Source organism: Bacillus thuringiensis (genome assembly GCF_001455345.1).
Taxonomy (GTDB): domain Bacteria; phylum Bacillota; class Bacilli; order Bacillales; family Bacillaceae_G; genus Bacillus_A; species Bacillus_A thuringiensis_N.
In genome coordinates this window covers 2,560,483-2,587,030 of sequence record NZ_CP013274.1, presented here as the reverse complement: position 1 = coordinate 2,587,030, position 26,548 = coordinate 2,560,483, and the positions used below count along the sequence as shown (strand labels likewise).

The window sequence follows — 26,548 nt, the reverse complement described above, 5'->3', positions numbered from 1 at the left end:
TTATAGGAGTAATTATGCCCTATTACTGTTACGAAATGTATCAGCGACTAAATTGCTAAATTCACGTAAATAATATAAATAATTATCACCACCGTAGTTGTATCTTTTATTGTACATTTTTGCAACAACTACTTTATATTCGGGTATTACTAAAATAGTCGGTCCTGTAATCCCTAATATTTGATATGATCCTTTTGGAACGCGTTCACCAAGTTCACTTAATCTTGCAGGTTTATTTTGTACGAACCAAAACAAGCCATTTTGCGGTAAATCTTTGTTTATATATGTTGGACTCTGCAAACTTGTAGCGATTTTTATAACTTCTTGTGGAACAATTTGTTTATCATGTATCTTGCCTTGATTTAGATGAAGATTGCCCCACTGTGCAAATTCTCTAGCTGAGACAAACAAATTTTTTTCAGTACCGTCATCTACCGTACCAATTTCACTAATCGCTTCTTCATTTGGATTATTAACAACGTCAACTAAATTTTCATCTTGCTGTACTCTCCAACCTGTTTCTAGAAAATTAGCAGGTTTAAACACACGCTCTCTTAACAATTCAGGAAAACTTTTGCTATATAGCTGATAAATAAGATGTGTCATCATTCTTACATTAATATCTCTATAAGCCCAAGATTGTCCAGGTTCAAATTCACGAAAAATTTTTCCGTCATTCGTTTCTCCTAAACCGTGCGAATGAGTTACTAAATGTCTTATCGTTGTTTTACCAAGTAATACAGGATCGAAGTCTTTAAAATACTTTATCGCTTCATCATCAATAGAGTTTATTTTCCCCTCGTAAAGCGCATACGCTATCATTAATCCTAAATAACTTTTTCTCGCAGAAGCAACGTTGAACTGTGAAGATGCGGTTACTTTTCTATTACTTGATGTATTTGAGTGATATCCACTATAATGCTCTAGTACGATTTTGTTATCTTTTATAATACAAAGTGCTGTTGCAGAACTATGATTTTTTTCTTTAATATTCTCTACCCAAGAACTCAACTTATCATATGTATACAAATAAATCCCCCTTAATACGCATAAAAATTACAGCTTGAAAGAAAAGTGCAAAATAGTTTTCACACCTTTCTTTCAAGTAAATTAGCTTTGATGTTCTATACTTAAATGATCCACCAGTTCCAGCAATTAAAGCAACCGAAACATCCAGCGCATCCTATGCATCCGCCGCAACGACCTGCACAACCACCACATCTGCCGCCACATCCGCCACAGCGTCCACCACAACCTCCGCATCCGCCGCAACGACGTGCATCGTCTTGAATGTAGTAGTATGGATATTGACTTTGTTGTTGATCCCAATACACAACATTACCAGTTTGATAATCATTTAGGTTCAATGATTGTAGTTCTTGTTGAAATTGATTCATTATGAAACCCTCCATTTATAAATGTAAATTCCGCTCAAATATGAAAAGTAATATATTTTTGCAACCAAAGTAGAAACAAGGCTATAGACTAAATACGTACATCAACAAAATATGAAATTACTCTAGGTGATGTACCTTGTTTTTTAGCCTATTTTCTTACTTTCCTTTTGGCAGACGGATTTACTATTGATAGAGGCGTTTAAAAATTGCTAATCCAACAGTTTAATAGTTCCTCACTTAACTTTCTTTCTAGTAACTCTTTAACTGAAGGTGCTGGCATGATTTTATAAGTATGTAAAGCTTCTTGATTATAATCTATCCAGTGAAATGCTAAATGAGATTCTTTAGATTTTGGTACGAAATCAATATGTAACTCTTGTGAATCTATCTCAAAAATATGATTGATTTCATGGTGAAGAACTTCTTTATCTTGCCATTTGTTTTCTATGACTCCTAAAAATTGTTTTATACTACAATTTACTCCGAGTTCTTCTCGTATTTCTCTTATTAATGCATTCGCAGCTGATTCGCCAACTTCAACATGACCACCTGGTAAAAAATAATGATGGCCAATGTATTCAGCCACTAACAATTTTTTATCTTTAATCATAACAGCTCGTACAATATGATGAAATTTTTTTTTCAATTGTTATTCCTCCCATTCATTTACTTTATATTTGATTAAAATAGTCATTTAATATCGGGATAATATAAATCATAGGTGTTTCATACGGATGAATTTGGTTAATAACTTCAAGTGCATCCTTTACAAGATCCCGTTTGCACTTTATTTCAATTTTACATTCTTGCCCTTCACAAATCTGACCAATTTCCCCGTTAAAAGGTGATGCGCCTTTTAACGGTCTCCAGTATCCTTTCACAGAACTATAGGACAGACAATGATCATATTCTCCCGTTTTACAAGCACCAATTTTATTTAACTCATTCCTCAACATTTCAATGTATTCTTCAGGGATAAATACTTCAATTTTGACTTCAGTAAATTGCATAATTCATTTCACACCTTTGCTACATAATAATTAAACGAATAAGCGATATACTTGCTCACCATCATAATCATGTTCCAATGACTGAAAACCATAACGTTCATATAGTTTCTTTGCAGAGATATTATCTTTATGTACTGTTAATCTAATTTCTTTACACGCCTTATATGTATTTTTTATTAAATAGATACTTTCCTGTAATGCCGCTTTTCCGTAGCCATTCCCTTGCTGATTTTGATCGATAATAAATCCATTTATCCAATACATATCAGTTGTTTCTTTTACAACAGCATGCATAACAAAACCAACCATTAGATCGCCGTTGTATATCGCAAATGGTATATATTCTACATTGTCACCATCTGGTTTTATATATACCTTAGCAAGTGAGACTGCTACAGACGGAACAAATTTTCTTTGATTTTCTTTAACTTGTAACTTTAATGCATCTTCCCAATTCTCTCTCGTAACAACCTTTAACTGGATATTCAATATTGTAAGCTCCTTTATAAAGAGGATATATTTTAAATTCAACGTATTGAAATCATTCCCTTTTTCGCCAACAGCCTATAACATGATTTTTATAAAATCTTGAATAAATTTTTGTTCATCTATTTCTAAAGCTATACGGGCTCCTTTAGATATTGAACTAGGGCGAAAATCAGCAAATGTTTGTCCTTTCGTATCTCCGTATGTATCTACATTCACTGTACGGTGCGCAAATTCAAAAAAACTTGGGTTAACTAATCCACTTATAGCAACCACATCATGTAGCAAAGGACCTTCAATAGATGGATTAAGTTTTTGGTATGCAGATAAATAGTAATCATACATCGGTTTCATTATCGTATGAAATGGATTCTTTGAATTAGCTTGGATATAGCTAAATACATTTGGAGTCAACACAGCTTTATTAGTTACATTTAAAGGGAATATGAATAAATTCTTTGCTTGCTGAAAAACAATTTTACTTGCTAGAGGATCTCCATAGACGTTTGCCTCTGCTAACGGTGTAACGTTTCCTACTTCTAAAAAAACACCACCCATGAAATATATTCCTTTTACATTTAGCATTAAATCATTCCATAAATTAAAAGCAATTGCTAACGAGGTAGATCTTCCTACATCAACAATCGTTAAATCTTTTCCGTACTTTATAAGAATCGCAGCAATACTGCCAAAATTGTATATTGGAATAGATAATACTTTTTCTGGAACATGGATGGGACCTAATCCTTCTGCTCCGTGAATTTCAGGGTAGTACGTAGTAATTTCTTCTGTAAGTGGTTTTGTTGCACCGCTAATGACAGGAATGTCTTGTCTATTTGCTAACTGTAAAATATACGCTGCATTATGTGCAGCATGTATATGTTCAACATTTCCATATCCAGTTACAATACCGACAATTTCAATTTCGGGATGCAGTAAACCATATATAATCGCAAACGAGTCATCAATACCTGGGTCTCCGAAAAATAATACTTTCTCCAAGAAATACTCTCCCTTCACAAAAACATAGAGTCATCAATAACTATGTATATGAAAAAAGCAAGTATATCTATGCGAATTTTAGAATGGATAATGTTTTACAAAATATTAAAAAGGAACTAGCGTATGCTAATTCCTTTCTTGAGTAACCATTCTCAAATTTAATTAATTATCGTATCCTTCATAAATTGCATCATTTATTTGATTTTGTGTCTTTTTATTATCAGGTACAGGTTTCCACCAATTTCCTGTAATAAATAACATAGTTAATAAATTATAACTATCACTAAAATAGCTTTCTCTCTTATTCTTCATCCAATCCCATCCACTATTTACCCACTTCTGATTATTGCTATTTGTTATACTTGCAGAAACAAATGGCGAAACGAATACAGCAGTTGGATAACTACCAATATTGGATCCGTTTAATTGATAACCATCCACAATTTTAGAAGGATTTCCATTCGTTTTATTTTGAATCCATGAAGATACTTTATCAGAAATGACTTTACTTCGCTTCTCGCCGTACATCGCATAGTCCATTACAATTCTTAAAGGTACTCGACTAGCATTGTAATAATATGCATTTGTATATTCTGACTCATTTAAGAAGTCTTTAGGTGCGGGTTGTGGTGGGTTTTTTACAACAAAATCTGAAATAAGTCCTGTATTTGGAGAGTACTTATTACTAAATTGCGTATAAACATCGTACAAATTATTAATAACAGTGAGCCAAGTTTTATCACCTGTAAATTCATAAAATGCTCTAAGGTGTGACATCATCCAATCAGATGGTCTCGTATCAAGTGAACTTTTAGAATCCCAATCTCCTAAATTTAGTCGGCTATTATTTGTAACATTACTAGCTTTAATACCTTTTGTAATCATGTCTTGTGCTTCTTTTAAATAATTAACTGCTCCATTTGATCCCCACTGCTTGTGAGCAAGAAGAAGAGAATACGCAATATCTAAATCCCCATCAGTAGCAGAATCAAAATGACCTTGTGCTTTTTTACTATCTGCGACAACCCATCCCATTAAATTAGGATTTTGAGAGCTTTTAAAAGTTCTTGCTGTTTTAAATAAACCGTCATAGATTTTTTGAGCATTCGAATCATAACCAGCCATTAATACTGTAATTATCATCCCATACCCTTGACCTTCTGAAGTTCCAAGTGGCTTAAACCCATCCGCATCACCCGTAATCTCTCCTTTTACGTAATAACCACCAGGTAAAGAAGATAAATCATTTTTCAAATATTTCTTTTTCCAATTATCGTAGTAACTTCTTACAGAAGCATTTAAACTTTCCTGTGTAACATGATTCGGTTTTATAACACCTGCATAATTAACTTGCTGGGGAAATGGTTTCATTTCCTTTGCAGCAGCTACTTGTTGATTAACTACAGGAATAGAATTTTGCATTGAATTGTCCGTTACACTCGCTGCGAAACTAGAATTAGAAAAACTAGCTAGTCCGATTCCTACAATAGAAATACATGTGAAAATATTTCTTTTTCCATTCATTATGTTGTCAGCTCCTTTTAAAATGCTTACTACATAAAATGTAACATACAATATTTAACTGAAATACAAAATATTATATTTATCAACATAAGAAAGAAACTATATAAAAAAGTATCATAAAATCATTATTTAATTACATTATACGGATTGATTATTTGCTAAATTGCTATGTTTTTCTTTTCTTAATACTGGTATATGAGCAATCACAATTCCAAGTATAGTAATCCCTCCGCCAATTATCGAAACTAAAGTTGGCACTTCTCCTAACCATATCCAAGCTACAAAACACGCAATTACTGGCGTTAAATATAGAGAACTTGTTGCCTCGGAAGCACCAGTATGAGATATAATATAGGCCAATGCAATATATGGGAGTACTGTTGGAAAGACACCTAAATATATAACGCTCAAATTAACTTCAAGAGGAACTGCTAGTATTTCTGTATACATTCCAGGTAAGAAAATAAGCATACATACAGTACTAGATAAAATTGTATATATGGTAAATGGCAAAAAGCCGTATTTTTTCAAGTAAGAAGTTTGGAAAACGAAAAAAAGGCTTTCTGAAATCGCTGCTAATAATATAAATAATCCTCCACTATTCAATTGAATTGCATCTCCTTGACTAAATGATATGAAAGCAATTCCTATAAAACTAATTACACCACCAATCCAACCATTTAATTTCATTTTTTCGTTCAAAAAAACAGAAGCAAAAATAGCCGTTACTATAGGTGTGACCGAAACAATTAAACTTGCAGATCCAGCATTTACTGTTTTTTCACCGTAGTTTAATGCAATGTGATAAATAGTAAACCCTAAAGCACCAAATATAAAAATTGCTGGGATATCCTTTAAATCTGGTAGCCTCAACTTATATATAAAGGAAAACAAAAGAAGTATAAATGAAGCAATTAATAAACGTAGTAAAGTAAGATGCTCAGGTGTATAAGATTCGAGTCCCATACGAATTGCCGGAAAAGCGGTTCCCCATATTAAAATTGTAAAAGCGTGAGCACATATGATGCGTAAATCCCATTTTTTATTATGCATGTTGTCTCTCCCTCCCTAATAAACCAACCACTTTCAAATTACCAATTATTTCTTTTCATCATATTTAATAGTTGATACAATGTCTTCAACCAGTTATTTACCGTAAAAACCAACCACTTGGGATTTTTAAAGTGAACGAGGGAGTTTTTTTATGACAACTAATAAAAAACTGCCTAAATATCGGCAGATAGTAGACTATATGAAAGAAAAAATCGAAAATGGAGAATGGCCAATTGGAAGTAAAATCCCTAGTCAAAGGCAGTTAGCCAAATTATTTCATGTAAATCGAAGTACTGTAATAACTGCGCTAGATGAACTTATGGCAGATGGATTGATTCAAGGGCAAATCGGAGCTGGAACAATTGTAACGAATAATACATGGTCATTATTAGCGACGAATCCCCCGCCTGATTGGAGTGAATATGTAAAGGCTGGTATTCATAAACCTAGCAAGTTAATGGTACGAGAAATAAATGAAGCAGAAACAAATAAAGAACTTATCCACCTTAGTAAAGGTGAACTTGCGCCTCAACTTTTCCCACTAGAAACTATGCAGTCCATTATGAAAAGCGTATGTGAGGATTTAGAGTATTTTGGATACGAAGAACAAAAAGGTTTTTTACCGTTACGTGAAGCAATAAGTAACTACGTAAAATCATTTGGAATACATGCATCGTCTAACTCTATATTAATCGTTTCTGGTGCGTTACAAGCATTGCAATTAATATCAATTGGTCTATTGCATAGAGAATCAACCGTTTTACTTGAGCAGCCTTCTTATTTATATTCGCTTCATGTATTTCAATCAGCAAATATAAATCTAGCTGGTATATGTATGGATCATCACGGTATTTTACCTAACGAATTATTAAAACGCATTAAATACAGTCAAAAGAATAATATTTTATATTCTATCCCTTGTTTTCAAAATCCAACAGGGATATTACTGTCTCAAGAACGAAGAAAAGAAATATTAAAAATATGTGAAAAGGAACAGTTACCTATTATTGAAGATGATATTTACCGCGAATTATGGATTGATGAACCACCTCCAGCTCCTTTAAAGTCGATAGATAAACATGGACATGTATTATATGTTGGTAGTCTCTCTAAAACACTTACTCCTGGTCTTAGAATTGGATGGATTATTGGACCAGAACCTGTAATTGATAGATTGTCAGATATAAAAATGCAAACAGACTATGGATCGAGTTCATTATCCCAAAGAGTTGCTGCTGAATGGATACATAAAGGTTTTTATGAAGAACATGTTGCAAACGTAAGAATTCAACTAAAAGAACGAAGACAAATCATGATACGGGCTTTAAATAAATATTGTGCAGACGTTGCATCGTGGGATATTCCTACTGGTGGATTATTTATATGGCTAAAGGTTGTACCTAGCATTCCGATGAAGAAATTATTTTCAGAGACACTATCAAAAGGAATTCTTTTAAACCCAGGACGTATTTATGAAGAAGAATCAGATCGGTACATTCGTTTATCATATGGATATGCTTCTCCAGAGCAAATGACTAACGGGGTTAAATTGTTAGGCGAATTAATCCGTAAGTTAATGACATAACAAAAACTCCTCTTTTATTTATAGAGGAGTTTTTGTGTATCGTATTTACCACAATCTCATTTCCTGTCCTAATAAAATAAGCTCGTCATAAGGATCTCCGTCAATATTTAATACTTGAGCAAAAGCAGGTTCTGTTTTTAAACCGTTCTCTTTTAAGTGAAGAATTTCTTCCCTTATATGGGGATGCTGCATTAATAGCATGTGCTCTACGATCATATGTCTATATGCATTTTGATTACGAACTGGCTTAGGCTGAGCAAATAATTCAAATTCAAAACCTTCAAATTCAAAATTTACCTTTATCGATTCGGTAGTTTTAATTTTTTTCTTTTTTATTTTAAATCCTTTATAAGAACCGTATAAAGATCTCATTTCCTGTTCAAAAACATCAAAGTTATGTACTTCCATTACTATATCTAAGTCGGATTGAATTGTATCAATTCTTATAGGGATTGTCCCGCAAAGAACGGGACTATACAAAGTTAAATCCTCCATTATGTTTAATTTATTCAAAACATCATACACTTTTTGTTGCTTCTCATTCCCAGATTGTAAATATGTAATAGATGTAAACATGGGAGTCTCTCCTTCATTTCACATAATGTGTGACTCACTAAATTCAAGAAAAATTTGTCCGTTTAAATTTGTTCTAGAAGTACCTTTATTTCAGTATATTAAGGCGAATAAACAATATGTTTCAACTTTTCTCCTATACTGCAATACTATAAAAATAAAAAAGGAGGAATTATTATGAGCATTTTCAAAGTTCTTTTAACCATCCACATATTATTTGGAGCGATATGTTTAATCACCGGTATTGTAGCGATGGTTGCTCAAAAGAAGAAAGGAAAACATACGGAATGGGGTGAAATATATCATGCATCCTATGTGGTCATCACCATTACTGCAATTATATTATCCATTATAAACTGGGATAAAATCGCATATTTATTTTATGTAGCAATTTTCTCTTATGCTTTTGCAATTTATGGTTACCTTGCACGAAAAAAACGTTGGAAAAATTGGCTTCACCACCATATTAGAGGTATGTTAGGCTCTTATATCGGTGCCGTTACCGCACTATTAGTAAACATAGGTATTCATATTCCCATAATTAATTTATTGCCACCTATATGGTTTTGGTTTTTACCTACATTAATCGGTATCCCTCTCGTAGCCAGTGTATCAAAAAAATATAAAAAGCGTAGTTAAAATTCATTACATTTTCGTTACTTTCTAATTATTATTACGAAAAATCATACTCAATGTAAAATTTTATTTGTAAATTCAAGATCGTATTGCTTTAAGTTAGTCATTTAGAGCTAAATAAAAAGAATCCAATATAAGTCTTGGATTCTTTTTCGAATTTCATTTTAATGTAGGCTCTATGTATTCAATAATGTTACCATCTGGATGACGAATTATCATTTCAATACCTGTGGGTACTTGTATTGGTTCAGTAATCATTACGCCGTTATAGTTTAAGATTAGTTTTTTTACTTCGTTGAGATCATCAGTAACAATATATTTCTTTTTCATAATGATGTATTAACTCCCACATGAAAGCAATTTGACTTGGATAATTTATTCAAATAAATGTCGATTTTCAAATACAGTCATTTGTCCAACAGATTGAAAACCAGCCTTTTTGTAAATATTAATCCCATCAGGTGAAGCTTGTAATACGCATTGAGCAACGTTTAATTCCTTTGCTTCTTGCAGCAAGTAATTAAACATAGTAGAACCAAATCCTTTTCCTCTCATTTCTTCTTTCGTTGCTATATCATAAATACCAATACTATCTTTTGTACATACTAATGAGCCTACCGATACAACTTCATCTTTATAAAGTCCTAAGTACAGTTTCATATTTTCACTATTCCATAAGTCGAAAGAAGCAGTTTGATTGTAAAAAGCTTGAACATGTATCCCTTCCTCTAATGTACCAAATAGACTGGCTAACACTTCTCCAAACTTTTTAATTTGTCCTGACGAAGAGGCTTTTTGTATTGTAAAACTTTCTGGCATGTTTATTGTTGGATGAATTGTATTTAAGTTTGCTACCATCGTGATATTCTGTTCTGCTTCTTTTAATCCAATATTTACTAATTCGTTCTCTATGTTACCCTCTGATTTCTCGTCCCAAAACCAAACACTCATTGGAAATTTCTTTTGATTAAAATATTCTACCTCCTTATATAGTTTCTCGAAACCTTCCGTTAAATGATTGTCTAGTAAAGTAATGATATTAAATGTATCTGCAGGTAAACCACAGTCGACAGCGATGTAATCCTTCGTTTCTTTTACATCCATTCCGTCTACTTGCCGCGCAATATATGCTGCTTTATATGTAAAATTATCTATTAGTAACTTTTTATTATTCATTCATTTTGCTCCTTTCATAAAAATTCGTATTCGAATCCTTCAGTATTAAATATAACATATAAGAAATATACCTATTTCTATAAAAATATCTCTTTAAATCACTCTTTGCGCCCTATAAGAATAAAAAATGATATAACGTTGTCGGAATGAAAAAAGTGGTATATAATAAATATTAACATTACTAGTAATTATTTTAGGTATTCCTAGAATAAAGGAGCGATACATATGAAAATTACTATTTATTTCGGAAGTCATGAAGATCAAGATGTTCGTACAATGGACTGTCATTTAGATGTAGAAGATACAGAAGAGATTGTTTCTGTATCATAATATAAATTGTATGGATGAATCCTCTTCCCTACAGCGTTTAAGACACCTTTTACAGGTGTCTTTTTTGTTGTTTTTTTCGTCAAAAACCCTTTACTTTATAGCGTTTTAATAGTAAAATGTAAATACACGAACAAACGTTCTTTTTTATTTTAATTGTACATGAAGGGATGATTTTTACAATGGCTCAATCAAAGCGCAGAGGAAGAAAAAAGCAAACACCTATTATTTCAAATACAGGCTTTATCGGCTCTGTCTTTATTGATACATTGGAGTTACAAAAGAAATCCTATTATTTCGCCCGTAAAAAACTTCAAATTGTTCATCACGTATTAGATGGTCTATCTGGAGCAACAAGCTCTCTATTTAAAGAACATAACATTTCAGCATATATGTCATGTGTGTATTTACATAAACAAAAGAAAATCGGCTTTGTTCTTTCAACGAAACCATTTGAACAAAGTGATGGTGTGGCTTACTTTATCAATTATTTAATCGAAAAGAATTTTTATGGTAACGAAGAAGTAGATTATCAAGAAGTATTTAATACAGGTTTTATCGGTGTAGTATTCGCTGATTTATGTAGCATAGATCGCTTTAATTTCGAGTTTGAAATGGGTATGTTAACGAAATTAATGAAAGATATGATTATTCCGGTTAAAGAACTCTTTTTACGCCACAATGTACCGGCCTACATCTCCACTTCTCATTTAGAGGAACAAAACAAATTAGGTTTCGTTCTATCTGTAAAACCATATGATGAACGTGCAGAAGCAGATTTATATTTTGAGGCGTATTTAAAAGAACGCGGGTTATTTATCGGTGATGAAGAAGATGATATTGATAAGATTGTTATTAGAAAAACAGCTGAATTACGATAGAAAAGCGCAGGATCACCATCCTGCGCTTTTTATAATTTGTGTTTTAATTTATATTAATATCGTGTCCTTCTGTCACCACTGTATTTCTTCAAAGTAATCTCTTAAACTCTGAAGTCTCTAATTTACATTGATTATTTGGTAGACTAATATAATAATTAATCCCAATGGTATATTCAAGTTCTATAAATACACGTGCATCATCATACTCTACTTCAAAATTAGGATATCTAATTACTACTATTTATCCTTTATTTCTTTAATTGTCTTTATTGTTTTTGTTATCTTCTTTAAAGCATCATCCATATGTTTAGAAGACTGTGTAACTGTTTCAGGGTTACCTTTATCTAGACCTTCAACCATTTCCGATAAAGAATCTTCGTACATTAACATTGCATCAGACAACTCTTTCTGTAAATCATCATATTTCTTAGGTGGTTTTATCTCTTTCATTTTCTGTGTTACAACTTTTAAACTACCTATCTCTATTTTAAACTCATTTTCTGTAGTAGCAAATGAAGGGTCTTTTGCTATTACTTCTGATATAACCTGATACTGACTTACCCACTCTTTTGCTACATCATTAACTTTCTCTTTGTACTCATGAGCACTTTTCAGTCTACCATCATCTTGCTTTTCTTCTGCTGCTTTTATACTATCAGTTTTCTTTGTTTCGGAGACATCCTTACTACAACCTACCCCTAACGCTAATGTAATTGGTAAGACTACAGTTAATATTTTACGTTTCATTGATATATACCCCTTTGATTTAGATTATTTCTACTTTCATTCCAACTCTTTCTTTGTTGTTCCTCGTTCATTTCCTCTACGAATATTGTTTATTGTGCCTTAGGACGTTATATATATTTGAATCGCATCTTTCCTTATGTACAACTCTATTAAAAAGTGCTGTATTTGACTAGAATAAAGTAAATAACAGCTCCTTTTCTCGTCCTTGATGGAAAATTCAGGTTTTAACAATATGAACATATGATAACATGTATTATAGTTGTAGAAAATCCACTCACCGTATACTTTTTCCATCCCCCCCTCTAATTCATTTCTCAACGTTTAAGATCTTTTTTGTCTAAGTATTCAGTGAAGAGACATGATACAACAAACAATATTTTTACAAACTCAATTTAAAAAAATGGGGATTATTTATTAGCATTGAAGAAGATGATATTGATAAATGTATTATTGGAAGAACATTTGAATTAAGATATAAAAGCGCAGGATAAGGATCCGGCGCTTTTTCGATATTATTTAATCACGTTCAACACTATACCCTTTTGAATGAATTTCGAAATTTAACTTATTTGAGTAAGCCTGGTTCAAAATAAGAAATGCGATTCCTCCTCCAATTGGAAGCGCGTAGGCTGGAATATGATTTAATAATAGACCTGATAATATCAGTGCTATCGGCTGCATCATTTTACCTAAACTTAATCCAATACTAAGTACTCTGCCTCTATATTCATCTGGAATCTCTTTTTGCATAAAATAAATTAAAGGGATATCGATTAATGCTATCATTAGCCCTAAAAAGAACATAATAGCGCAATACATAGGAACAAATACAATATTATTCATTTCAATACTTTTGAATAGAACAGGGACACCTGAAACTATCATAAAAATTGCCACCATAAAACTTATTTTTTTCAATAGATAGGAATAAGAAAAGCGATTCGTTATCTTTTTTACTATGATTGCACCAACTATCATACCTATTGGAAAAGTCCCTTGAATCAAACCAAATTGTTTAGAACTAAGGTTGAGAACTGTATTAATAATGTATGGCAATGGAACAGTTACAGCAAATCCAAGGAAAAAATTAAGTGAAATTAAAATACTAAACGTATTTTTTAGGCTTTCCCGCTCCATTAAGTAAGAGCATCCCTCCTTTATATCTTTAATAAAATTAATTTCCCTAATTGAACATTCCTCTTTTATGTATTGCTCGCACAATTTAAAGTTTATAAACAATATGGATATAGCCGAAAGGATAAATGAAATACCGTTAATAATTATAAAAGTTTTCATATCAAAGACTGCAAAAACAATGCCTCCTAACATAGGTCCTAGAATTAAAGATATAGAGTCGATAATTTTACTTATAGAGTTAAGACTCATTAGTCTCTCTTTAGAGACGATATTTGGTTTTGCAGCCTCTAATCCTATTCCAAAAAATGTTGTAAATCCTGTCATAAGAAAGGTAGTAGTATAAATGATAAATAGGTTTAACCCATAATAGCTGCTTAATATATAAACCGTTATTAATAAGCATCCGCTTAGTACATCCATACAAACGACGAGTTTCTTTTTATCAACCTTATCAGCAATTACACCGGCAAATGGATTCATAACAATCATTGGAATCGTCCCTAAAATAAGCGTAATCGCGAAATTTAAAGCAGATCCGGTTATTTGTAAAACATATAATCCTACTGCGAAATTATAAATAGAATTACCGAATATTGATACTGTTTTTGCAATTGAATATAAGCAAATATTTCTTAGTTCTTGATTGCTTTTTTTATTTTCTATATGTAATCGTAAACTTGCCATAACTTTTCCCCCTGCCTAATTTTGTGTTACGTACATTGTAAGTTCTTGGGTCACCCCAATCGCAATATGTACGATTTGAATAATTTTAAGGGGAAATAAATAAAAGATGGGGTTAACCCCATCTTTTTCCGAAAAATGAATATGTATAAATTTCTTCACCTTGAACAAAGAAATCCTCATACTTTCCGCCTTGTTTCAAATAATTTGAAGTACTTTCATCAATCGATTGAAACTGTAGATTTTGGATTTCTTTCGTTACTTTTGAAAGTGAAAAATTTGCTCGAAAGTTATTTGTAATTTGACTATTTGAGCTGAAATTTTTAAATAAAATAAATAAACTTAATAAATAACAATTAAATTTAAAAAGTGAATTTAATTCGTGAAGTAAAAAATTCTCATGCTCAAAACTATAATTGCTCGTACCAGAGTGATCAATTACAATATCAACAGACTGCTTTTGAATAGGGATGTTCAAAAAATCCGCACAGATAAAGAGAATATTTCTTCTCGGATTTCTTCTCGCTAATACATCTTTTAAAAATAATAGTTTATTGAAATCTCGATCCACTGCGATGTATAGGCAATCTTCCGGTAGTTCTTCATAAATGTTCCTCAAAAAGAACCCAAGTCCTGATCCTATATCCAGTATTAATTTGTTATTTAAATCTAAATGTAGTAGTTTCTTTTTCGCCCATTCCCCTTCTCTATGCATATTTTCCAAATATTCATTATCAGTTTCATGAATATAATCCGAAATAGTATCATCAAGTGACGTCCGCTCATTTGCTTTAAATAATTTACCAGCAGTTATAATTCCTGAAGTAATCATGTATTCTTCACCACAATTACAAATTAACTTTCCTTCAACAATTTGATTGTTATTAATAATACCATCTTGAAGAATTAGTTTTCTATTACACTTAGAACATGTAAGTAAGTGTAGTACATTTAAATCTATCCCTATAATTGAATTAGAAGTTTCATTTGTTAATGATAAATCATGTAACACTCCCTTTAATTTATCCCGTTTCTTCTCCAAAAGTTCTATTTCCTGTTCCATCTTGTCATATTTCAGTTTAAATAAAGATTGGTAAAAGGTATCTTTTTCGTAATTCATAGATTTCGCTAAATTTTTATAAAAAAATAGTTCTTTAATTTCATTCAAGCTAAATCCTAAATCTTTGTAATGTAATATAAGTTCTAAATCTGTTTGACAATACTCATCAAAAAAATAGTACCCTCCTTTTTTTTCAGGAATAATGAGACTGAGATCCATATAATGTCTAATTGTATCAATACTTATGTTATTTACTTCTCCAAACTTACCGATTTTCATAATATCCCTACCATTTAAATATTTTTTATATAGATTTCTATTTTTATCTTTAAAAATCCTTTCACCTTTTTTATCAACATTATTTACGGAATAAACAAATGGTATTATTTATATTGTTGTGCCTAATAATATAACATGCAACTTTTGGTTTTAAGTATGTCAAATTATTAGTATTAGAATTATTAAACCTCAATAAATTTATTACTTTCTACTTAATGAAATGTACCTATAAATGGACATTATATGTAGAAGGTTACATAGGGATAGCGTCAGGAAAATGCCGATTTACAACGATAAGGGAATTCCAAATTAAAAAGCCCAACTTCTCTGCAAATCAAAATAGAGAAATTGAGCTTTTTAGTTATATCATTTATTTATTGAATTCATTAACTGGAAGAAGTATTCAGGTTTATGAGTCTTATTTAGGTTATACCATGAATGTAATGCATCTGGTGTAAATACACCTATGTTTTTCAGTACCTCCATTGCAAATTCCAGAGGAGCTATTCCTGATGCAGTAACTAAATTCGCATCAGATACCGCAGTTCCCAACTCATAGAACTTTTCTCCTTTATAGTTAGGACATACCATTTTAGTATATTCTAAGTTATTACTTGTATGCTTTCTAGTATCCAAGTATCCCATATTCGCGAGGGCATCAGTTGCACCACAAATTGCAGCAACAATAGTGCCAAGCTTTAAAGCTTGGCCAATTCTTTCCAAGATAGGTTGATGAATTTCTTCACTCCAAGTAGTACCTCCTGGTAAAATTAAAAGATCTTTACTCTCAAGAGTACATTCATCAAGGGAAATATCTGGTTTTATGCTCAGTCCTCCCATAGTAGTTATCATTTCTTTATTAACTCCTACTGTAATTACTTTTAAAGGTGCTAAATCTTTTTTGAAATATCTTCCTGAGTTTAGTTCAGCAATTAAATATCCATATTCCCAGTCCGACATTGTATTAAATACATATAGAAAAGCTTTTTTTGTTTGCATCCAATAACACTCCAATCACAATTTATATAGCTATTATAATATAACTTCCCTGACAGTTAGCGTCAGGGAAGTTATTATACTTGATGAAATTGTATTAATTCCGACAGAACTTCAATAAGCCTTTTCTTAAGACTTATTGGCTCAATAACTTTAATGGATTTATTATACGGTAAAAGTAAATAAGGTACATATTTATGTAGCATATCTTTTTCAAGAAGAAAAACTGCTTGATTTGAAGTCCGTTCTTGTAAATAATGTCCTAAAAACCAATGTTGGCAAATATCAGCCAAAACATTTTTATCCCCACTAATAACCAAAGAAATAATCCCTTCCTTATCTTCTATTGTTGGAAGAAGATTTTTTATAAAAAAGTCACGTGCTGAAAAATTTTCTGGCCGGTTAAACTTATTTTCGGTTAGCGTTAAACTTTCAATTCGATCTACTCTAAAACTACGAATATCATTCCTAAGATGACAAAATCCAATCACATACCATTTATTATTCCAATAGATAATCCTGTATGGATCGACCAATCTATCATTTAATTGCTTTTCGCTACTTTTATGGTAAAGAATTTTTACTGAGTATCCGTCTGCTACGGACTGCTCCAATTCCTTCAAAAAAGGTTCTATAGAGAGTGAACTTAATCGACTTATTACTTCAAGACTAGTTAAATGGTGGTTTATCTTTGTTTCTTGCTCTTGATTTGAGTATTTACTTAGTTTTGAAATGGCCCTATTTAGTGCTTCACCTCCATAATATCCGGCTTCTTCTGCAAAAACAGCAGCGTGAAATAGTGAAGTTTGCTCCTCAAAATCAAAAAAAAGAGGAGCCTCGATAAAATTGTTCAATAAAGTGTATCCACCGTTATGTCCAGGTTCTGAAATTATAGGTACGCCACTAGTTGAAATTGTATCAATATAACGATACACAGTCCTTATATTCATCTCTAACTTTTCTGAAATTTGTTTTGCAGTAATTTTTTCACCTGAACGAAGCATCCATAGAATTGCTAACATATTGTCAATTTTAGGCATATAATTCCACCTCTATATGAAACTTATTTCCTATTATATATTTCCAATTTTCGGTATAACTCATCAACTGTTCCTTTCCGATAGCTTTCTATATAATGAGGCCCTAAACACATTTATAATTTTACAAATGTGTTTTACAGTCATATCTCCCTCTTTATAAAGCTTTTCTGCATAATTCATTCCTGCATGATTTTTATGGTACTTCTTTAACCGACCTTTAAACTTTCCTTCTTTCTTAGCCAGTTCAATTCCTTCACGCTACCGCATACGAATAAGATCACGTTCTTATTGATTTACACCCGACATAACCGTAATTAAGAATTGGCTGTAGGGATTATCTTCTGACAAATCCAGCCATGTATCTTTTCAGGATTTTAAATTTGCCTTTTTACTCCGTATGTTATCGATTAATTCAAATAATCTTGTGTACTACGAGTAATCCGAGTTAAGTACGTAACATAAATGATGTAATCTTCTTGTATATTCTCTAACTTTTTTTGAAGTTGCTCACGATCTTTTGTTGCTCCGGAACCTTTTTCTTCAAAAATAATATCCATTCCGATTTCGTTAAGTTGTTGAAATTGCCTTGAAGGATTCTGGCTAGTTGAACTGACACGTATATAACCGATTTTCCGTAAAATATCACATCATTTTTGATACAAGTCTTATGAGACGCTCCTAACTATGATTTTATCAGTCTTCTGTACTTATATAAACAAGGTACACTATAATGATATATAGCTAAATAAACAAACTGAATAATTACACGAATATGATATTTGTTTCTTTGATATAAAAAAGGCACTTACTGAAAAAGTAAATGTCTTTTTTGAATGAATTAAAATCAAATAGCATACATACTTTGCATGAATTACTTACGTTTTACTGCTTGTAGACTATTTCCCTTTGCGTCTGTCATCTTGAAGGAATCGTCTTTAAATGAATCAACCTTGTAGTCTACTGCTATCTTTAACTGACTTGTATCGATCTTATTCCCGTCTTTTACAACTTCTTTCGCCGTTAATGATACTTGGTTTTTTTCTTGAGTGTAGAACCAGCTTCCTTCCATATGGTTTTGCTCATAAGGTGTTTTACCTTTGTCATCATATGCGATATATGTACCATCCTCACGAAACTCAACTGCTTTGATAAATTCAGAACCTTCGTATTTACCCCATTCTCCTACTAATTCTTTACCACTTATTGATAGTTGCACATCTTTATTACTAAGAGTAGAAGTATCAGAAGTTGAAGGGCTGTCAGTTTTAGAGTCAGAATTATCCTTAATTTCGTTCGTTTTACCCACTATCACATCTTGAATTGGTTTGTAACCAGATGCCCAAAGTTCAGATCCTTTTTTAATTAAGTCTTTTGACTTATCTGCTTTATCCTTAAGTGCTTTCTCGTCTGTTTTCTTGTCTGATGTTAAAATTTCTTCTTGAATCGAGTATGCTTCTTTATAACAATCTACTGCTTTTAATATGTCTTTATGGGCGTCTTGATACTCTACTGGTGGTTCAATAGTATCAAACTTCTTAATGGTTTTCTGTATAGCCTTTACTTGCGCTAATATTTTCTCAGTTGCTTCTTTATCACTAGTTGTTCTATCCTTTGCTATTTCAGACATTTCAGTAACTTTCTGCAAGAATTCGGTTGATATAGCTGTTATTCGCTCAGGATACTTGTCTTTCGATAACTTCTCTTTTGTTTCTGCTTTTGATTCCACTTTTTCTTTTGGTTTTGCATCTGTTTTCTCCGTTCCACAACCGACTAATAGCATAAATGGTACTGCAAGCGTAACTAGTTTCTTTACTTTCATATTAACCTTTCCCCCTTAAAACTAAAAAAATACAACCTATGCATATAAAAGATATATCTTTTATATGCTTCTGGTTAAATTTGGATGAACGAATATTATTTTATAGTGAAAAAATAAATACGTCAAAACTATTTTACAAAAATTATAAAAATCAAACATGATTCTATCTGTAATTTTATAAGAAAGGATGACGTTTTTATTTCTATTTGTATGTGTGATGAATTACACCTATTTCCTTGAAAGTTTTAAAGATTTTCATCCCTCAATACCTTACGAATTATTGCTACAAATCTTATTTTTGTAGAAAAAATCGATAGAAAGCAAGAAAAAGATTTTACATCTTATTATATTTAGAGGAATTAAAAAATCGCTAACACCTCTTTCATACGCATGGGATATACAGGAATTTATCACTTAATATAGAACATAAAAAGGAGAAGTTTATATTGTAAATAAAGGGAAATACATATGGAGTTAGAATCAGTTGTTAAAGCAATTTTTTTGTTAGAAAATTTAATTGGCAACGTTAACAACAGTAATGGGGGAGTAGAAAATGAAAATTGCAATAGTCTGTTTCGATAATTTTACTGATACAGATGTTTTTCTACCATGGGATTTATTAAATCGTGTACGTTTAGTTGGCGGTATTTCTGATTGGAATGTCCAACTATTAGGAACGGAAAAAACTCATATTTCCATGTCTGGTTTGCGTATTCCGATGACAGGAAGCCTATCTGAAATTCCTTCTGCTGACGCTGTAATATTTGCAAGTGGTAAGGGAGTACAAGATTTATATAAAAATCAAGAATATCTTAATAACATTCATGTAGATCCTCAAAGACAATTAATAAGCTCCATGTGTTCTGGTTCACTATTACTAGGAGCTAAAAAATTGTTAACTGGAAAAAAAGCAACTACATATCCATCCGCAGTAGAACAACTTAAAGAATTTGATGTAGACGTTATTGAAAAAAGTTTCGTAAACGAAGGAAATATTTCAACTGCTGCGGGTTGTTTTGCTGCTCAAGAACTCTCAGCTTGGATTATAAGCACCCTAATTAATGAAGAAATGGTTGATATTGTACTAGAAACTGTTCAGCCAGTAGGCAAAGGTTTATATTTTTAATTTCAAATCAAGTCAAGGGATTGTGGTTGCTCCCCAAAGCGATTAAATAAAATTTTTGTTTCAAGTTAATACAAATTTCGTTCTATAGTGCTATAAAACTTCCATCTGATGGCGGCGTGGTGTGCACCATTTTTAAATAAAAAAACCCGCGAATCATTCACGGGTTTTCTTATTAATAACTAATTGCTATTGTACCCTCACCTGCATGTACCGCAAATGAAATTGGTAATGGATATAATTTGAAATCCATTTCAGGGAATGCTTGTCTAATATCTGCAATCCATTCTTCGGCTCCATCTTTATCGTTAGCATGGAACATGTGAAGTACTTTTGGTAATTCTTTTTCAAGTTCATTTTTAATGTATTCTCGACATTTTTGGATTTTACGAACTTTCTTTTCCAGTAAAAGCTCTCCACCTTTTACTTCTAATATTAAGTTGACACTTAATAAACTTCCAAGTAAAAATTGAATGCCCTTTACACGCCCACTTGCGTAAAGGCCTTTTAAACTTTTCGGGAATACATGGAAAGGTCTTCTTTTTTCATCTACTAATGTTTTGTGTATATCTTGTAAAGTCATACCATCATTGTATAACGATTTCGCTTTTCTAATTAGTTCATCCATTGGATAGCTTGTTGTTTCACTATCTAATACCGTTAATGGGAAACCTGCCATTTCTGCAGCCAATTTCATGTTTTGATAGGTTCCACTTACTTTTCCGCTAATAGCAACTGCAAATCCCTCTTCATATTCTTCTTTGCATTTCGAAAATAACTCTACCATTTCCCCTATGTTAGGCTGTGATGTAGTGACAGTTTTACCTTCGTTTAAAGCATTATAAACGCGCTCACGCACACCTTCTTCACAATCTTTGTACGACACACCATCAATAATAACTTCAATTGGGATAACAAAGTTATCTCCTTCTGTTGTAAAACTCGCAGTTGTACTATCAGTAATCCAAGCAACACGCTTCATGTTGTTCCTCCCTTAATTCAATTCCTCTTTTCTAATTTTTCTATATATTTATGTTATGAAAAGAGAATATCCCTGTAATAGTAACAGGACTTTATTGTTTTGGCTATAGTAGATAGATGATAAATGTGAATATTTCTTGTCTTTTTCACAAATTAAAAAGAAAATCAAGAAATTTGCTTGATTTTCCTTTTATCTTACATTATTTAAAAGTTTCGTTATCTAAAATCACAACATAATCGTTTGTTAATCGCCCGGATTCTTTCGTATAACTAACAAGTCTTTGTACGTTATCACAGCTAAGTTTTGCACCCCATACAAGTAGTGGTACACCGATAAAGTCGATGTGAAACCTTCTAGAAAACAGACCGCCAAAAGTCATTGGTAAAGGCACTGTTGGTGATGTATTAGAAAAAATAATCTTTTCATGACTTTGATAATGTTTTTGTAGAATCTCTCCTAAATGCTTCATCGCAGGTACAACAACTTTTGATGCGCCGCATCCAATCGTATAAACCGGGTTACCATTTTCATCTATTCCATGAAAAATAATTTTCCCCATATCTTCAGTTTTCAATTTATTAAAATAATCTACATTTAATATTTCTTCTTTTGTTAGCTTACGATCCGTTGGTAATTTATTTAAATGATAAGCTGCAGCGAGTGCAGTTGAATGTGTTCCACCGAAATCCGTGTAAATGAATATCATATTATCATCCCTTGTTATAAAAGTTCAATGTTATTTAGTATTACCGTTCAGAGCATTGATAAACAAGGGATGAATATATTTACACTTTTTTATTAATTTATTATGCATTTCCGATTATACTATTGTCTATTTATTATGTTACACCATAATAGCCAAAAGCTTATTTATAAAAGTAAAAAGACGTACTTTTGACTCGTACGTCTTTTATCATCTTTATTCAAAATAAATGTATACTTTAACACGTATGAATTGTTAGTTATCAATAGTTTCTATTCTTTTAGAATCCGTCTCATTAAATACTTGAATGTTAAATTTAGCAGCTAGCATTATAGTGATTTTATAAATAAAGTATCCAACAATACAACCTATAACGTTACAGATTACATCATCAATATCAGTAATTCGTCCCACTCCACTAAATAAAGACTGAATTAATTGTAGCAATTCAATACTAGTTGATATAGAAAATCCTAATAAAATTGTATTTTTGAATTTCTTATATTTATCCCATAGGATTGGTGCTAAAAACCCTAAAGGCATTAATAATAAAATATTCCCGCCTGCATTTCTTACAATTAGACCAATCATAAATAGGGCATCTCCATCATAAGCACTACCAATTTGATTGATGTCTTTAATAATTGATGCAAATGGTATTATATTGACCGAGCGATTCAGAGTTTCAATATTAGAAGGAAAACCGATTGGTAAAGGGAATAAAGTTACTGCAACAACCATACAAATGTAGACCAAAAATAAAAAACTTATTATTTCTTTCCACCAAATCACATGTTTTTTATTTTTGGTACCAATTAATATTCCACGTACAATTAAATAACAAATAACCCCTAAAATAATAAACAAGCTACCGTTGATCATATACAAATTGTTAACACATCCTTTCATATGAATTAATAATTAAAATTTATAACTATATAGTAATGGTTTTTTAAATTTAAAAATCCATATAATCATATGTATTTGTGCAGAATTAGAAAACCCTTTATTTACTAAATAAAGGGTTCCTCGTTAAATAAAATACTTTTCAAAACAAAAACAATCATGAACCCGTTTAAATTGTTTTCTTATCTCTTCTTTATTTTCACCTGTATAATGAGCAAATGTTTGAACTGGATATAACTGATCTATATTACTTTTCATTACACCTTTCATCTCGTCAGTATGATCGCTATATACGTGTAAATAGGAGTCTACGTTTACAAAACCGTTCTTTTCATACCATCCATGAACCCATAAATTATCCCTAGTCCATGCTTCCAGGCGATTTAGGTTAAGTTCATTCACTAACTTCTCCGCTTCCTTTAATAGTTGATTACCAATTTTCATTCTACGGAAATCCGGATGAACTGCAATATGCCAAATCATACCGCCAAGACCAGTCCCTCTTGAACAAACTGTACGTTCTTCTAATTCGTATTCAATATCTATTAAACCCACAATTTGATTTTCATATACAACTACTAATTCAATAGCAGGATTTTCATATTTTTCTTTCTCTCTAAATACATTATCGTAATATGCTGTATCTAGAAAAGATAACACACGACAACGTATCCAACCTGTTTCATCCTCTTTACTATACGCTCTAATTTCTATATCCATATAATTAAAAAGCTCCTTCTATTTCTTTCATTAATTTTTCGGGTCCTGCCCCTTTATTCGATGGAATAACTAATGTAATTCCTAAGTCTGGATATACGGCTGAGCGAAAACTGACCCCTGGATCATATCCCATTACATGATATTTGAATATCTTATTTTCCCTTGTTTCAATCCATATTCCATAGCCGTAAGACTGTTTATTATTCACTTGAATGTGAGGAGTTAATAGTATTTTTGTATATTCTCGGTTTATGATTTCATAGTTAAACAATGCTTCCCAGAACTTCAGCATGTCTGGCGCAGTAATAAAAGCTCCACCATCAGAACCACCTTTTATCGGAATAGAGTAAGCATTTGTTCTCCATGTCTGGCTAATTTCATCTTGTATATATCCGAGAGCTGTGTGTCTTGGTAATCTATCTAAAGAGAAATAGCCAGAATCATTCATATCGATTAGTTTAAATATGTTTTTTTCTATATACTCCGTAAATTTAAGTTTTGTCTGTTCTTCGATTATTAATCCAAGTATAATAAACCCTGCATTGTTGTAGTGAAACTTATTTCCTGGTGCAAACATCATATCTCTGTTTTGAAATAGTGGTAAAAAGTCTTTTAAACTTTTTAATAGGTACATAGGAGTTTCTTTCCAAAGATCCTCAAAGTTATCCAAAATACTTTCATCAAAATAATCTGGAATACCCGAACTATGTGTCAGAAGGTGATGTATTGTAATATCTTCATTGAAATTTGGAAATTTAATACTTAAACAATCTTTTAACTTTGTATGAAAAGTAATTACACCCCTTTCAACAAGTTGACAGATGCCAATTGCTGTGAAGATTTTACATCCTGAGGCAATTCCGAATCTAGTTTGTATTGTATTGTTTATACATTCATTTCGATTTGCATAACCAAACGCCTCTTCAAAGACTACGCTTTTTTCCTCTTTCACTAAAATTACCCCTGAGAAATCTATATGCCGATGTATTGCTTTTACAACGTTGTCTATTTGATCTTTTGTTTTCATTATAAAAATCACCCTTGTTCATCAATATTGTTCACACTTCTTATATTTCCATATATAGGAGGGTGAACCCTCCTATATATCACCGTAAATTCTAAAACTATTTCGAATGTATCGACTCAGAAGAATGCACCTTAGAATGTGAAGGCAATAAATTAAACACACACAATATGATAGTAATCAGTAGCATTACCAATGATCCTACAATAACTACGAGTTGTATCGAAATAAATTGGGTTGCAACTCCAAACAAAATCGTAATCAAAATGGTGATACCTGCAATAAATAAGCCATATATGCTCCCAATCCGTCCCATTATATGGACAGGGACATTATTTTGATAAAAAGTGTTAAACCCTGTATTTGCATACGCCATAGAGAAAGATAAAAGAAAGAATCCAATTGCAGCCATTAAAAACTCATTTGAAAAAGCATAAATTATATAACCGATTGCGATGAATAATGATCCTATTCCAATTAAAAATGAAGGTGTTAATTTTTTTGATAAAATTGTATTTGTTATTGCTCCTAAAATAAAGCCGGCTCCAGCGATACTAACTAAAAAGCCATATTCACTATCTGTTAAGAATAAAACTTCTTTCGCAAATGACAATTCAAGTGAATCATTTGCGGCAACTAACACCATCATCCCTTGGAATAAGAAGTACACAAAAACGATATACAAAGATTTTTTACTAAAATTTAAAACGATGTTCCAATCTTTTTTTAGTACAGCTAAAGATAACCTGTCATTTGATGTATGAATATCAGTTTTTTTATCAAGATTAGGTAGTAGCAATGTAATTACTCCGGATAAGAGGAATGCTATAGCATTCATATATATAGCAAACTCTGATGTATTTGCTATTAACAATGCTCCCGCTATCGATGGACCAATTACAGAAGCACCCGATCCTATTAAACTACGCAATGAGTTAAAACGTTGTCTTTTCTCAACTGGAATTAATTTAGTCATATATGTCATAGCAGTTGGTTCATAAATCGCACTGGCCATACTTATAAAGAATACGAACACATAAACCATCCAAAGTGATGGAAGTAAAGGTAAAATAGCAATAAATACCGCGCGATATATATCGAGGTGAATCATTAACTTCCGTTTATTTAAACGATCAATCATACTTCCTGACCAAGCGTTTGTAAATAAAGCAGCTAATGGTTTAATTACATATAAAGTAGCAACTGCTAAGGCTGAGCCACCCATATGATAGACAAGTACATTCAGTGCTATTAAGTAAATCCATGCCCCTAAATTTGCAATACCAACTCCAGACAGTAGTAATAATGGATATTTCCAATTTTTAAGTAAGTTTTTCATTTTAGGCCCCGCTTTCCAAATTGTTTTAAACCAATAAAAAAATCCCACCCCCAAGACTTTTAGTCTTAGGGACGAGATTTATCATCGCGGTGCCACCCTAGTTTGTTAATATGTCGCCATATTAACCTTATCAGGTACTGCATTCTTCATGCTTATACCATAGCTCTATAACGGGAGCTCCCGTCACACCATCCCCTAATAATAGGTTCCGATGCGCTGCTCAGAGGCTTGGTTCAATAAAGAATTTTTACTCCTTTTCAGCTAAATGGAGCTCTCTGTGAAAAATTCGTTTTATTTACTCTTCTCTTCACTGCATTTGATTTTTTCCATATTATCACAATT

At 31.9% G+C, this 26,548-nt stretch carries 27 protein-coding genes, 1 pseudogene and 1 other annotated feature; of the genes and pseudogenes, 4 read left to right on the top strand and 24 right to left on the bottom strand.

The genetic code is table 11. The features are described from left to right. Positions 1-12: 12 nt before the first annotated feature. From ATN06_RS13440 to ATN06_RS13405, 8 genes are all read right to left on the bottom strand, one after another. Positions 13-1,029, bottom strand: a complete 1,017-nt coding sequence (locus ATN06_RS13440) for a serine hydrolase domain-containing protein (RefSeq protein WP_060631050.1) — start codon at positions 1,027-1,029, stop codon at positions 13-15. Between the two features lie 101 nt (positions 1,030-1,130). After that, positions 1,131-1,397, bottom strand: coding sequence for a heterocycloanthracin/sonorensin family bacteriocin (locus tag ATN06_RS13435; protein WP_001071388.1), 267 nt, complete (start codon positions 1,395-1,397; stop codon positions 1,131-1,133). 199 nt (positions 1,398-1,596) lie between these two features. Then, positions 1,597-2,043: an NUDIX domain-containing protein gene (locus ATN06_RS13430; protein ID WP_060631049.1), complete on the bottom strand. Its 447-nt coding sequence runs from the start codon at positions 2,041-2,043 to the stop codon at positions 1,597-1,599. Positions 2,044-2,068: 25 nt separating this feature from the next. Further along, positions 2,069-2,407, bottom strand: coding sequence for a divalent cation tolerance protein CutA (cutA, locus tag ATN06_RS13425; RefSeq protein WP_060631048.1), 339 nt, complete (start codon positions 2,405-2,407; stop codon positions 2,069-2,071). Positions 2,408-2,437: 30 nt separating this feature from the next. Continuing rightward, complete coding sequence (locus ATN06_RS13420; RefSeq protein ID WP_060631047.1) at positions 2,438-2,896, bottom strand: GNAT family N-acetyltransferase; 459 nt, start codon at positions 2,894-2,896, stop codon at positions 2,438-2,440. Between the two features lie 75 nt (positions 2,897-2,971). After that, complete coding sequence (locus ATN06_RS13415) at positions 2,972-3,895, bottom strand: nucleoside hydrolase (RefSeq protein WP_060631046.1); 924 nt, start codon at positions 3,893-3,895, stop codon at positions 2,972-2,974. Between the two features lie 162 nt (positions 3,896-4,057). Then, a complete protein-coding gene (locus ATN06_RS13410; protein ID WP_060631045.1) occupies positions 4,058-5,419 on the bottom strand; it encodes a family 8 glycosyl hydrolase in 1,362 nt (453 codons plus the stop codon). Positions 5,420-5,557: 138 nt separating this feature from the next. Further along, entirely contained in the window at positions 5,558-6,472 is a 915-nt protein-coding gene (locus ATN06_RS13405) for a DMT family transporter (RefSeq protein ID WP_060631044.1), read from the bottom strand. 151 nt (positions 6,473-6,623) lie between these two features. Here ATN06_RS13405 and ATN06_RS13400 point away from each other — a divergent pair, with 151 nt between their 5' ends. Then, complete coding sequence (locus ATN06_RS13400; protein WP_060631043.1) at positions 6,624-8,057, top strand: efflux pump transcription regulator NorG; 1,434 nt, start codon at positions 6,624-6,626, stop codon at positions 8,055-8,057. Between the two features lie 45 nt (positions 8,058-8,102). Here the strand turns inward: ATN06_RS13400 and ATN06_RS13395 are convergent, their stop codons facing one another. Then, on the bottom strand, positions 8,103-8,633 hold the full coding sequence (locus ATN06_RS13395; protein WP_060631042.1) for a DUF4269 domain-containing protein: 531 nt from the start codon (positions 8,631-8,633) through the stop codon (positions 8,103-8,105). Between the two features lie 174 nt (positions 8,634-8,807). On the opposite strand from ATN06_RS13395, the gene ATN06_RS13390 reads away from it, so the two are divergent. After that, entirely contained in the window at positions 8,808-9,269 is a 462-nt protein-coding gene (locus ATN06_RS13390) for a hypothetical protein (RefSeq protein ID WP_060631041.1), read from the top strand. A 156-nt stretch (positions 9,270-9,425) separates the two neighbouring features. On the opposite strand, the gene ATN06_RS29220 is transcribed toward ATN06_RS13390, so the two are convergent. After that, on the bottom strand, positions 9,426-9,596 hold the full coding sequence (locus ATN06_RS29220) for a VOC family protein (RefSeq protein ID WP_176225747.1): 171 nt from the start codon (positions 9,594-9,596) through the stop codon (positions 9,426-9,428). 45 nt (positions 9,597-9,641) lie between these two features. Next, entirely contained in the window at positions 9,642-10,442 is an 801-nt protein-coding gene (locus tag ATN06_RS13385; protein WP_060631040.1) for a GNAT family N-acetyltransferase, read from the bottom strand. Positions 10,443-10,951: 509 nt separating this feature from the next. Here ATN06_RS13385 and ATN06_RS13380 point away from each other — a divergent pair. Further along, positions 10,952-11,650, top strand: a complete 699-nt coding sequence (locus ATN06_RS13380) for a hypothetical protein (RefSeq protein WP_060631039.1) — start codon at positions 10,952-10,954, stop codon at positions 11,648-11,650. Between the two features lie 237 nt (positions 11,651-11,887). Here ATN06_RS13380 and ATN06_RS13375 read toward each other — a convergent pair whose 3' ends face one another. The 7 genes and pseudogenes from ATN06_RS13375 to ATN06_RS13345 form a co-directional block, all read right to left on the bottom strand. Continuing rightward, positions 11,888-12,397 carry a DUF7018 domain-containing (lipo)protein gene (locus ATN06_RS13375; protein ID WP_060631038.1) on the bottom strand — a complete coding sequence of 170 codons (510 nt, stop codon included), beginning with the start codon at positions 12,395-12,397 and terminating at the stop codon, positions 11,888-11,890. A gap of 516 nt (positions 12,398-12,913) precedes the next feature. Further along, entirely contained in the window at positions 12,914-14,218 is a 1,305-nt protein-coding gene (locus ATN06_RS13370; protein WP_060631037.1) for an MFS transporter, read from the bottom strand. 112 nt (positions 14,219-14,330) lie between these two features. Beyond that, the gene (locus tag ATN06_RS13365) at positions 14,331-15,554 is read right to left on the bottom strand and encodes a methyltransferase domain-containing protein (RefSeq protein WP_060631036.1); all 1,224 of its coding nucleotides are present in this window, start codon (positions 15,552-15,554) and stop codon (positions 14,331-14,333) included. Between the two features lie 366 nt (positions 15,555-15,920). Further along, the gene (locus ATN06_RS13360; RefSeq protein ID WP_060631035.1) at positions 15,921-16,553 is read right to left on the bottom strand and encodes a type 1 glutamine amidotransferase family protein; all 633 of its coding nucleotides are present in this window, start codon (positions 16,551-16,553) and stop codon (positions 15,921-15,923) included. 74 nt (positions 16,554-16,627) lie between these two features. Next, entirely contained in the window at positions 16,628-17,590 is a 963-nt protein-coding gene (locus ATN06_RS13355; protein WP_060631034.1) for a helix-turn-helix transcriptional regulator, read from the bottom strand. Positions 17,591-17,653: 63 nt separating this feature from the next. Further along, positions 17,654-18,231, bottom strand: a pseudogene (locus tag ATN06_RS28450) (recombinase family protein). 230 nt (positions 18,232-18,461) lie between these two features. After that, a complete protein-coding gene (locus ATN06_RS13345) occupies positions 18,462-19,409 on the bottom strand; it encodes a DUF7018 domain-containing (lipo)protein (protein ID WP_060631033.1) in 948 nt (315 codons plus the stop codon). A gap of 553 nt (positions 19,410-19,962) precedes the next feature. Here ATN06_RS13345 and ATN06_RS13340 point away from each other — a divergent pair. Beyond that, positions 19,963-20,535, top strand: a complete 573-nt coding sequence (locus ATN06_RS13340) for a DJ-1/PfpI family protein (protein WP_060631032.1) — start codon at positions 19,963-19,965, stop codon at positions 20,533-20,535. A 172-nt stretch (positions 20,536-20,707) separates the two neighbouring features. Here ATN06_RS13340 and ATN06_RS13335 read toward each other — a convergent pair whose 3' ends face one another. The 6 genes from ATN06_RS13335 to ATN06_RS13310 form a co-directional block, all read right to left on the bottom strand. Further along, complete coding sequence (locus tag ATN06_RS13335; protein WP_060631031.1) at positions 20,708-21,514, bottom strand: DegV family protein; 807 nt, start codon at positions 21,512-21,514, stop codon at positions 20,708-20,710. 199 nt (positions 21,515-21,713) lie between these two features. After that, positions 21,714-22,220 carry a DUF3189 family protein gene (locus tag ATN06_RS13330; protein ID WP_060631030.1) on the bottom strand — a complete coding sequence of 169 codons (507 nt, stop codon included), beginning with the start codon at positions 22,218-22,220 and terminating at the stop codon, positions 21,714-21,716. 252 nt (positions 22,221-22,472) lie between these two features. Next, positions 22,473-23,105, bottom strand: coding sequence for a VanZ family protein (locus ATN06_RS13325; protein WP_060631029.1), 633 nt, complete (start codon positions 23,103-23,105; stop codon positions 22,473-22,475). 144 nt (positions 23,106-23,249) lie between these two features. Then, positions 23,250-23,843 carry a GNAT family N-acetyltransferase gene (locus ATN06_RS13320; RefSeq protein WP_060631028.1) on the bottom strand — a complete coding sequence of 198 codons (594 nt, stop codon included), beginning with the start codon at positions 23,841-23,843 and terminating at the stop codon, positions 23,250-23,252. Positions 23,844-23,847: 4 nt separating this feature from the next. Then, entirely contained in the window at positions 23,848-24,870 is a 1,023-nt protein-coding gene (locus tag ATN06_RS13315) for a serine hydrolase domain-containing protein (RefSeq protein ID WP_060631027.1), read from the bottom strand. 97 nt (positions 24,871-24,967) lie between these two features. Continuing rightward, positions 24,968-26,206 carry an MFS transporter gene (locus ATN06_RS13310; protein WP_060631026.1) on the bottom strand — a complete coding sequence of 413 codons (1,239 nt, stop codon included), beginning with the start codon at positions 26,204-26,206 and terminating at the stop codon, positions 24,968-24,970. Between the two features lie 64 nt (positions 26,207-26,270). Beyond that, positions 26,271-26,526, bottom strand: a binding site (T-box leader). Between the last annotated feature and the right edge of the window lie 22 nt (positions 26,527-26,548).

Bases quoted from the DNA above. Each gene is read 5' to 3' on its own strand.
- ATN06_RS13320 (WP_060631028.1), bottom strand. From the start codon at position 23,843: ATGGATATAGAAATTAGAGCGTATAGTAAAGAGGATGAAACAGGTTGG.
- ATN06_RS13345 (WP_060631033.1), bottom strand. From the start codon at position 19,409: ATGAAAGTAAAGAAACTAGTTACGCTTGCAGTACCATTTATGCTATTA.
- ATN06_RS13400 (WP_060631043.1), top strand. From the start codon at position 6,624: ATGACAACTAATAAAAAACTGCCTAAATATCGGCAGATAGTAGACTAT.
- ATN06_RS13360 (WP_060631035.1), bottom strand. From the start codon at position 16,553: ATGCAAACAAAAAAAGCTTTTCTATATGTATTTAATACAATGTCGGAC.
- cutA (WP_060631048.1), bottom strand. From the start codon at position 2,407: ATGCAATTTACTGAAGTCAAAATTGAAGTATTTATCCCTGAAGAATAC.
- ATN06_RS13405 (WP_060631044.1), bottom strand. From the start codon at position 6,472: ATGCATAATAAAAAATGGGATTTACGCATCATATGTGCTCACGCTTTT.
- ATN06_RS13410 (WP_060631045.1), bottom strand. From the start codon at position 5,419: ATGAATGGAAAAAGAAATATTTTCACATGTATTTCTATTGTAGGAATC.
- ATN06_RS13355 (WP_060631034.1), bottom strand. From the start codon at position 17,590: ATGCCTAAAATTGACAATATGTTAGCAATTCTATGGATGCTTCGTTCA.
- ATN06_RS29220 (WP_176225747.1), bottom strand. From the start codon at position 9,596: ATGAAAAAGAAATATATTGTTACTGATGATCTCAACGAAGTAAAAAAA.
- ATN06_RS13435 (WP_001071388.1), bottom strand. From the start codon at position 1,397: ATGAATCAATTTCAACAAGAACTACAATCATTGAACCTAAATGATTAT.
- ATN06_RS13310 (WP_060631026.1), bottom strand. From the start codon at position 26,206: ATGAAAAACTTACTTAAAAATTGGAAATATCCATTATTACTACTGTCT.
- ATN06_RS13370 (WP_060631037.1), bottom strand. From the start codon at position 14,218: ATGGCAAGTTTACGATTACATATAGAAAATAAAAAAAGCAATCAAGAA.
- ATN06_RS13340 (WP_060631032.1), top strand. From the start codon at position 19,963: ATGAAAATTGCAATAGTCTGTTTCGATAATTTTACTGATACAGATGTT.
- ATN06_RS13380 (WP_060631039.1), top strand. From the start codon at position 10,952: ATGGCTCAATCAAAGCGCAGAGGAAGAAAAAAGCAAACACCTATTATT.
- ATN06_RS13335 (WP_060631031.1), bottom strand. From the start codon at position 21,514: ATGAAGCGTGTTGCTTGGATTACTGATAGTACAACTGCGAGTTTTACA.
- ATN06_RS13365 (WP_060631036.1), bottom strand. From the start codon at position 15,554: ATGAAAATCGGTAAGTTTGGAGAAGTAAATAACATAAGTATTGATACA.
- ATN06_RS13330 (WP_060631030.1), bottom strand. From the start codon at position 22,220: ATGATATTCATTTACACGGATTTCGGTGGAACACATTCAACTGCACTC.
- ATN06_RS13395 (WP_060631042.1), bottom strand. From the start codon at position 8,633: ATGTTTACATCTATTACATATTTACAATCTGGGAATGAGAAGCAACAA.
- ATN06_RS13375 (WP_060631038.1), bottom strand. From the start codon at position 12,397: ATGAAACGTAAAATATTAACTGTAGTCTTACCAATTACATTAGCGTTA.
- ATN06_RS13315 (WP_060631027.1), bottom strand. From the start codon at position 24,870: ATGAAAACAAAAGATCAAATAGACAACGTTGTAAAAGCAATACATCGG.
- ATN06_RS13385 (WP_060631040.1), bottom strand. From the start codon at position 10,442: ATGAATAATAAAAAGTTACTAATAGATAATTTTACATATAAAGCAGCA.
- ATN06_RS13390 (WP_060631041.1), top strand. From the start codon at position 8,808: ATGAGCATTTTCAAAGTTCTTTTAACCATCCACATATTATTTGGAGCG.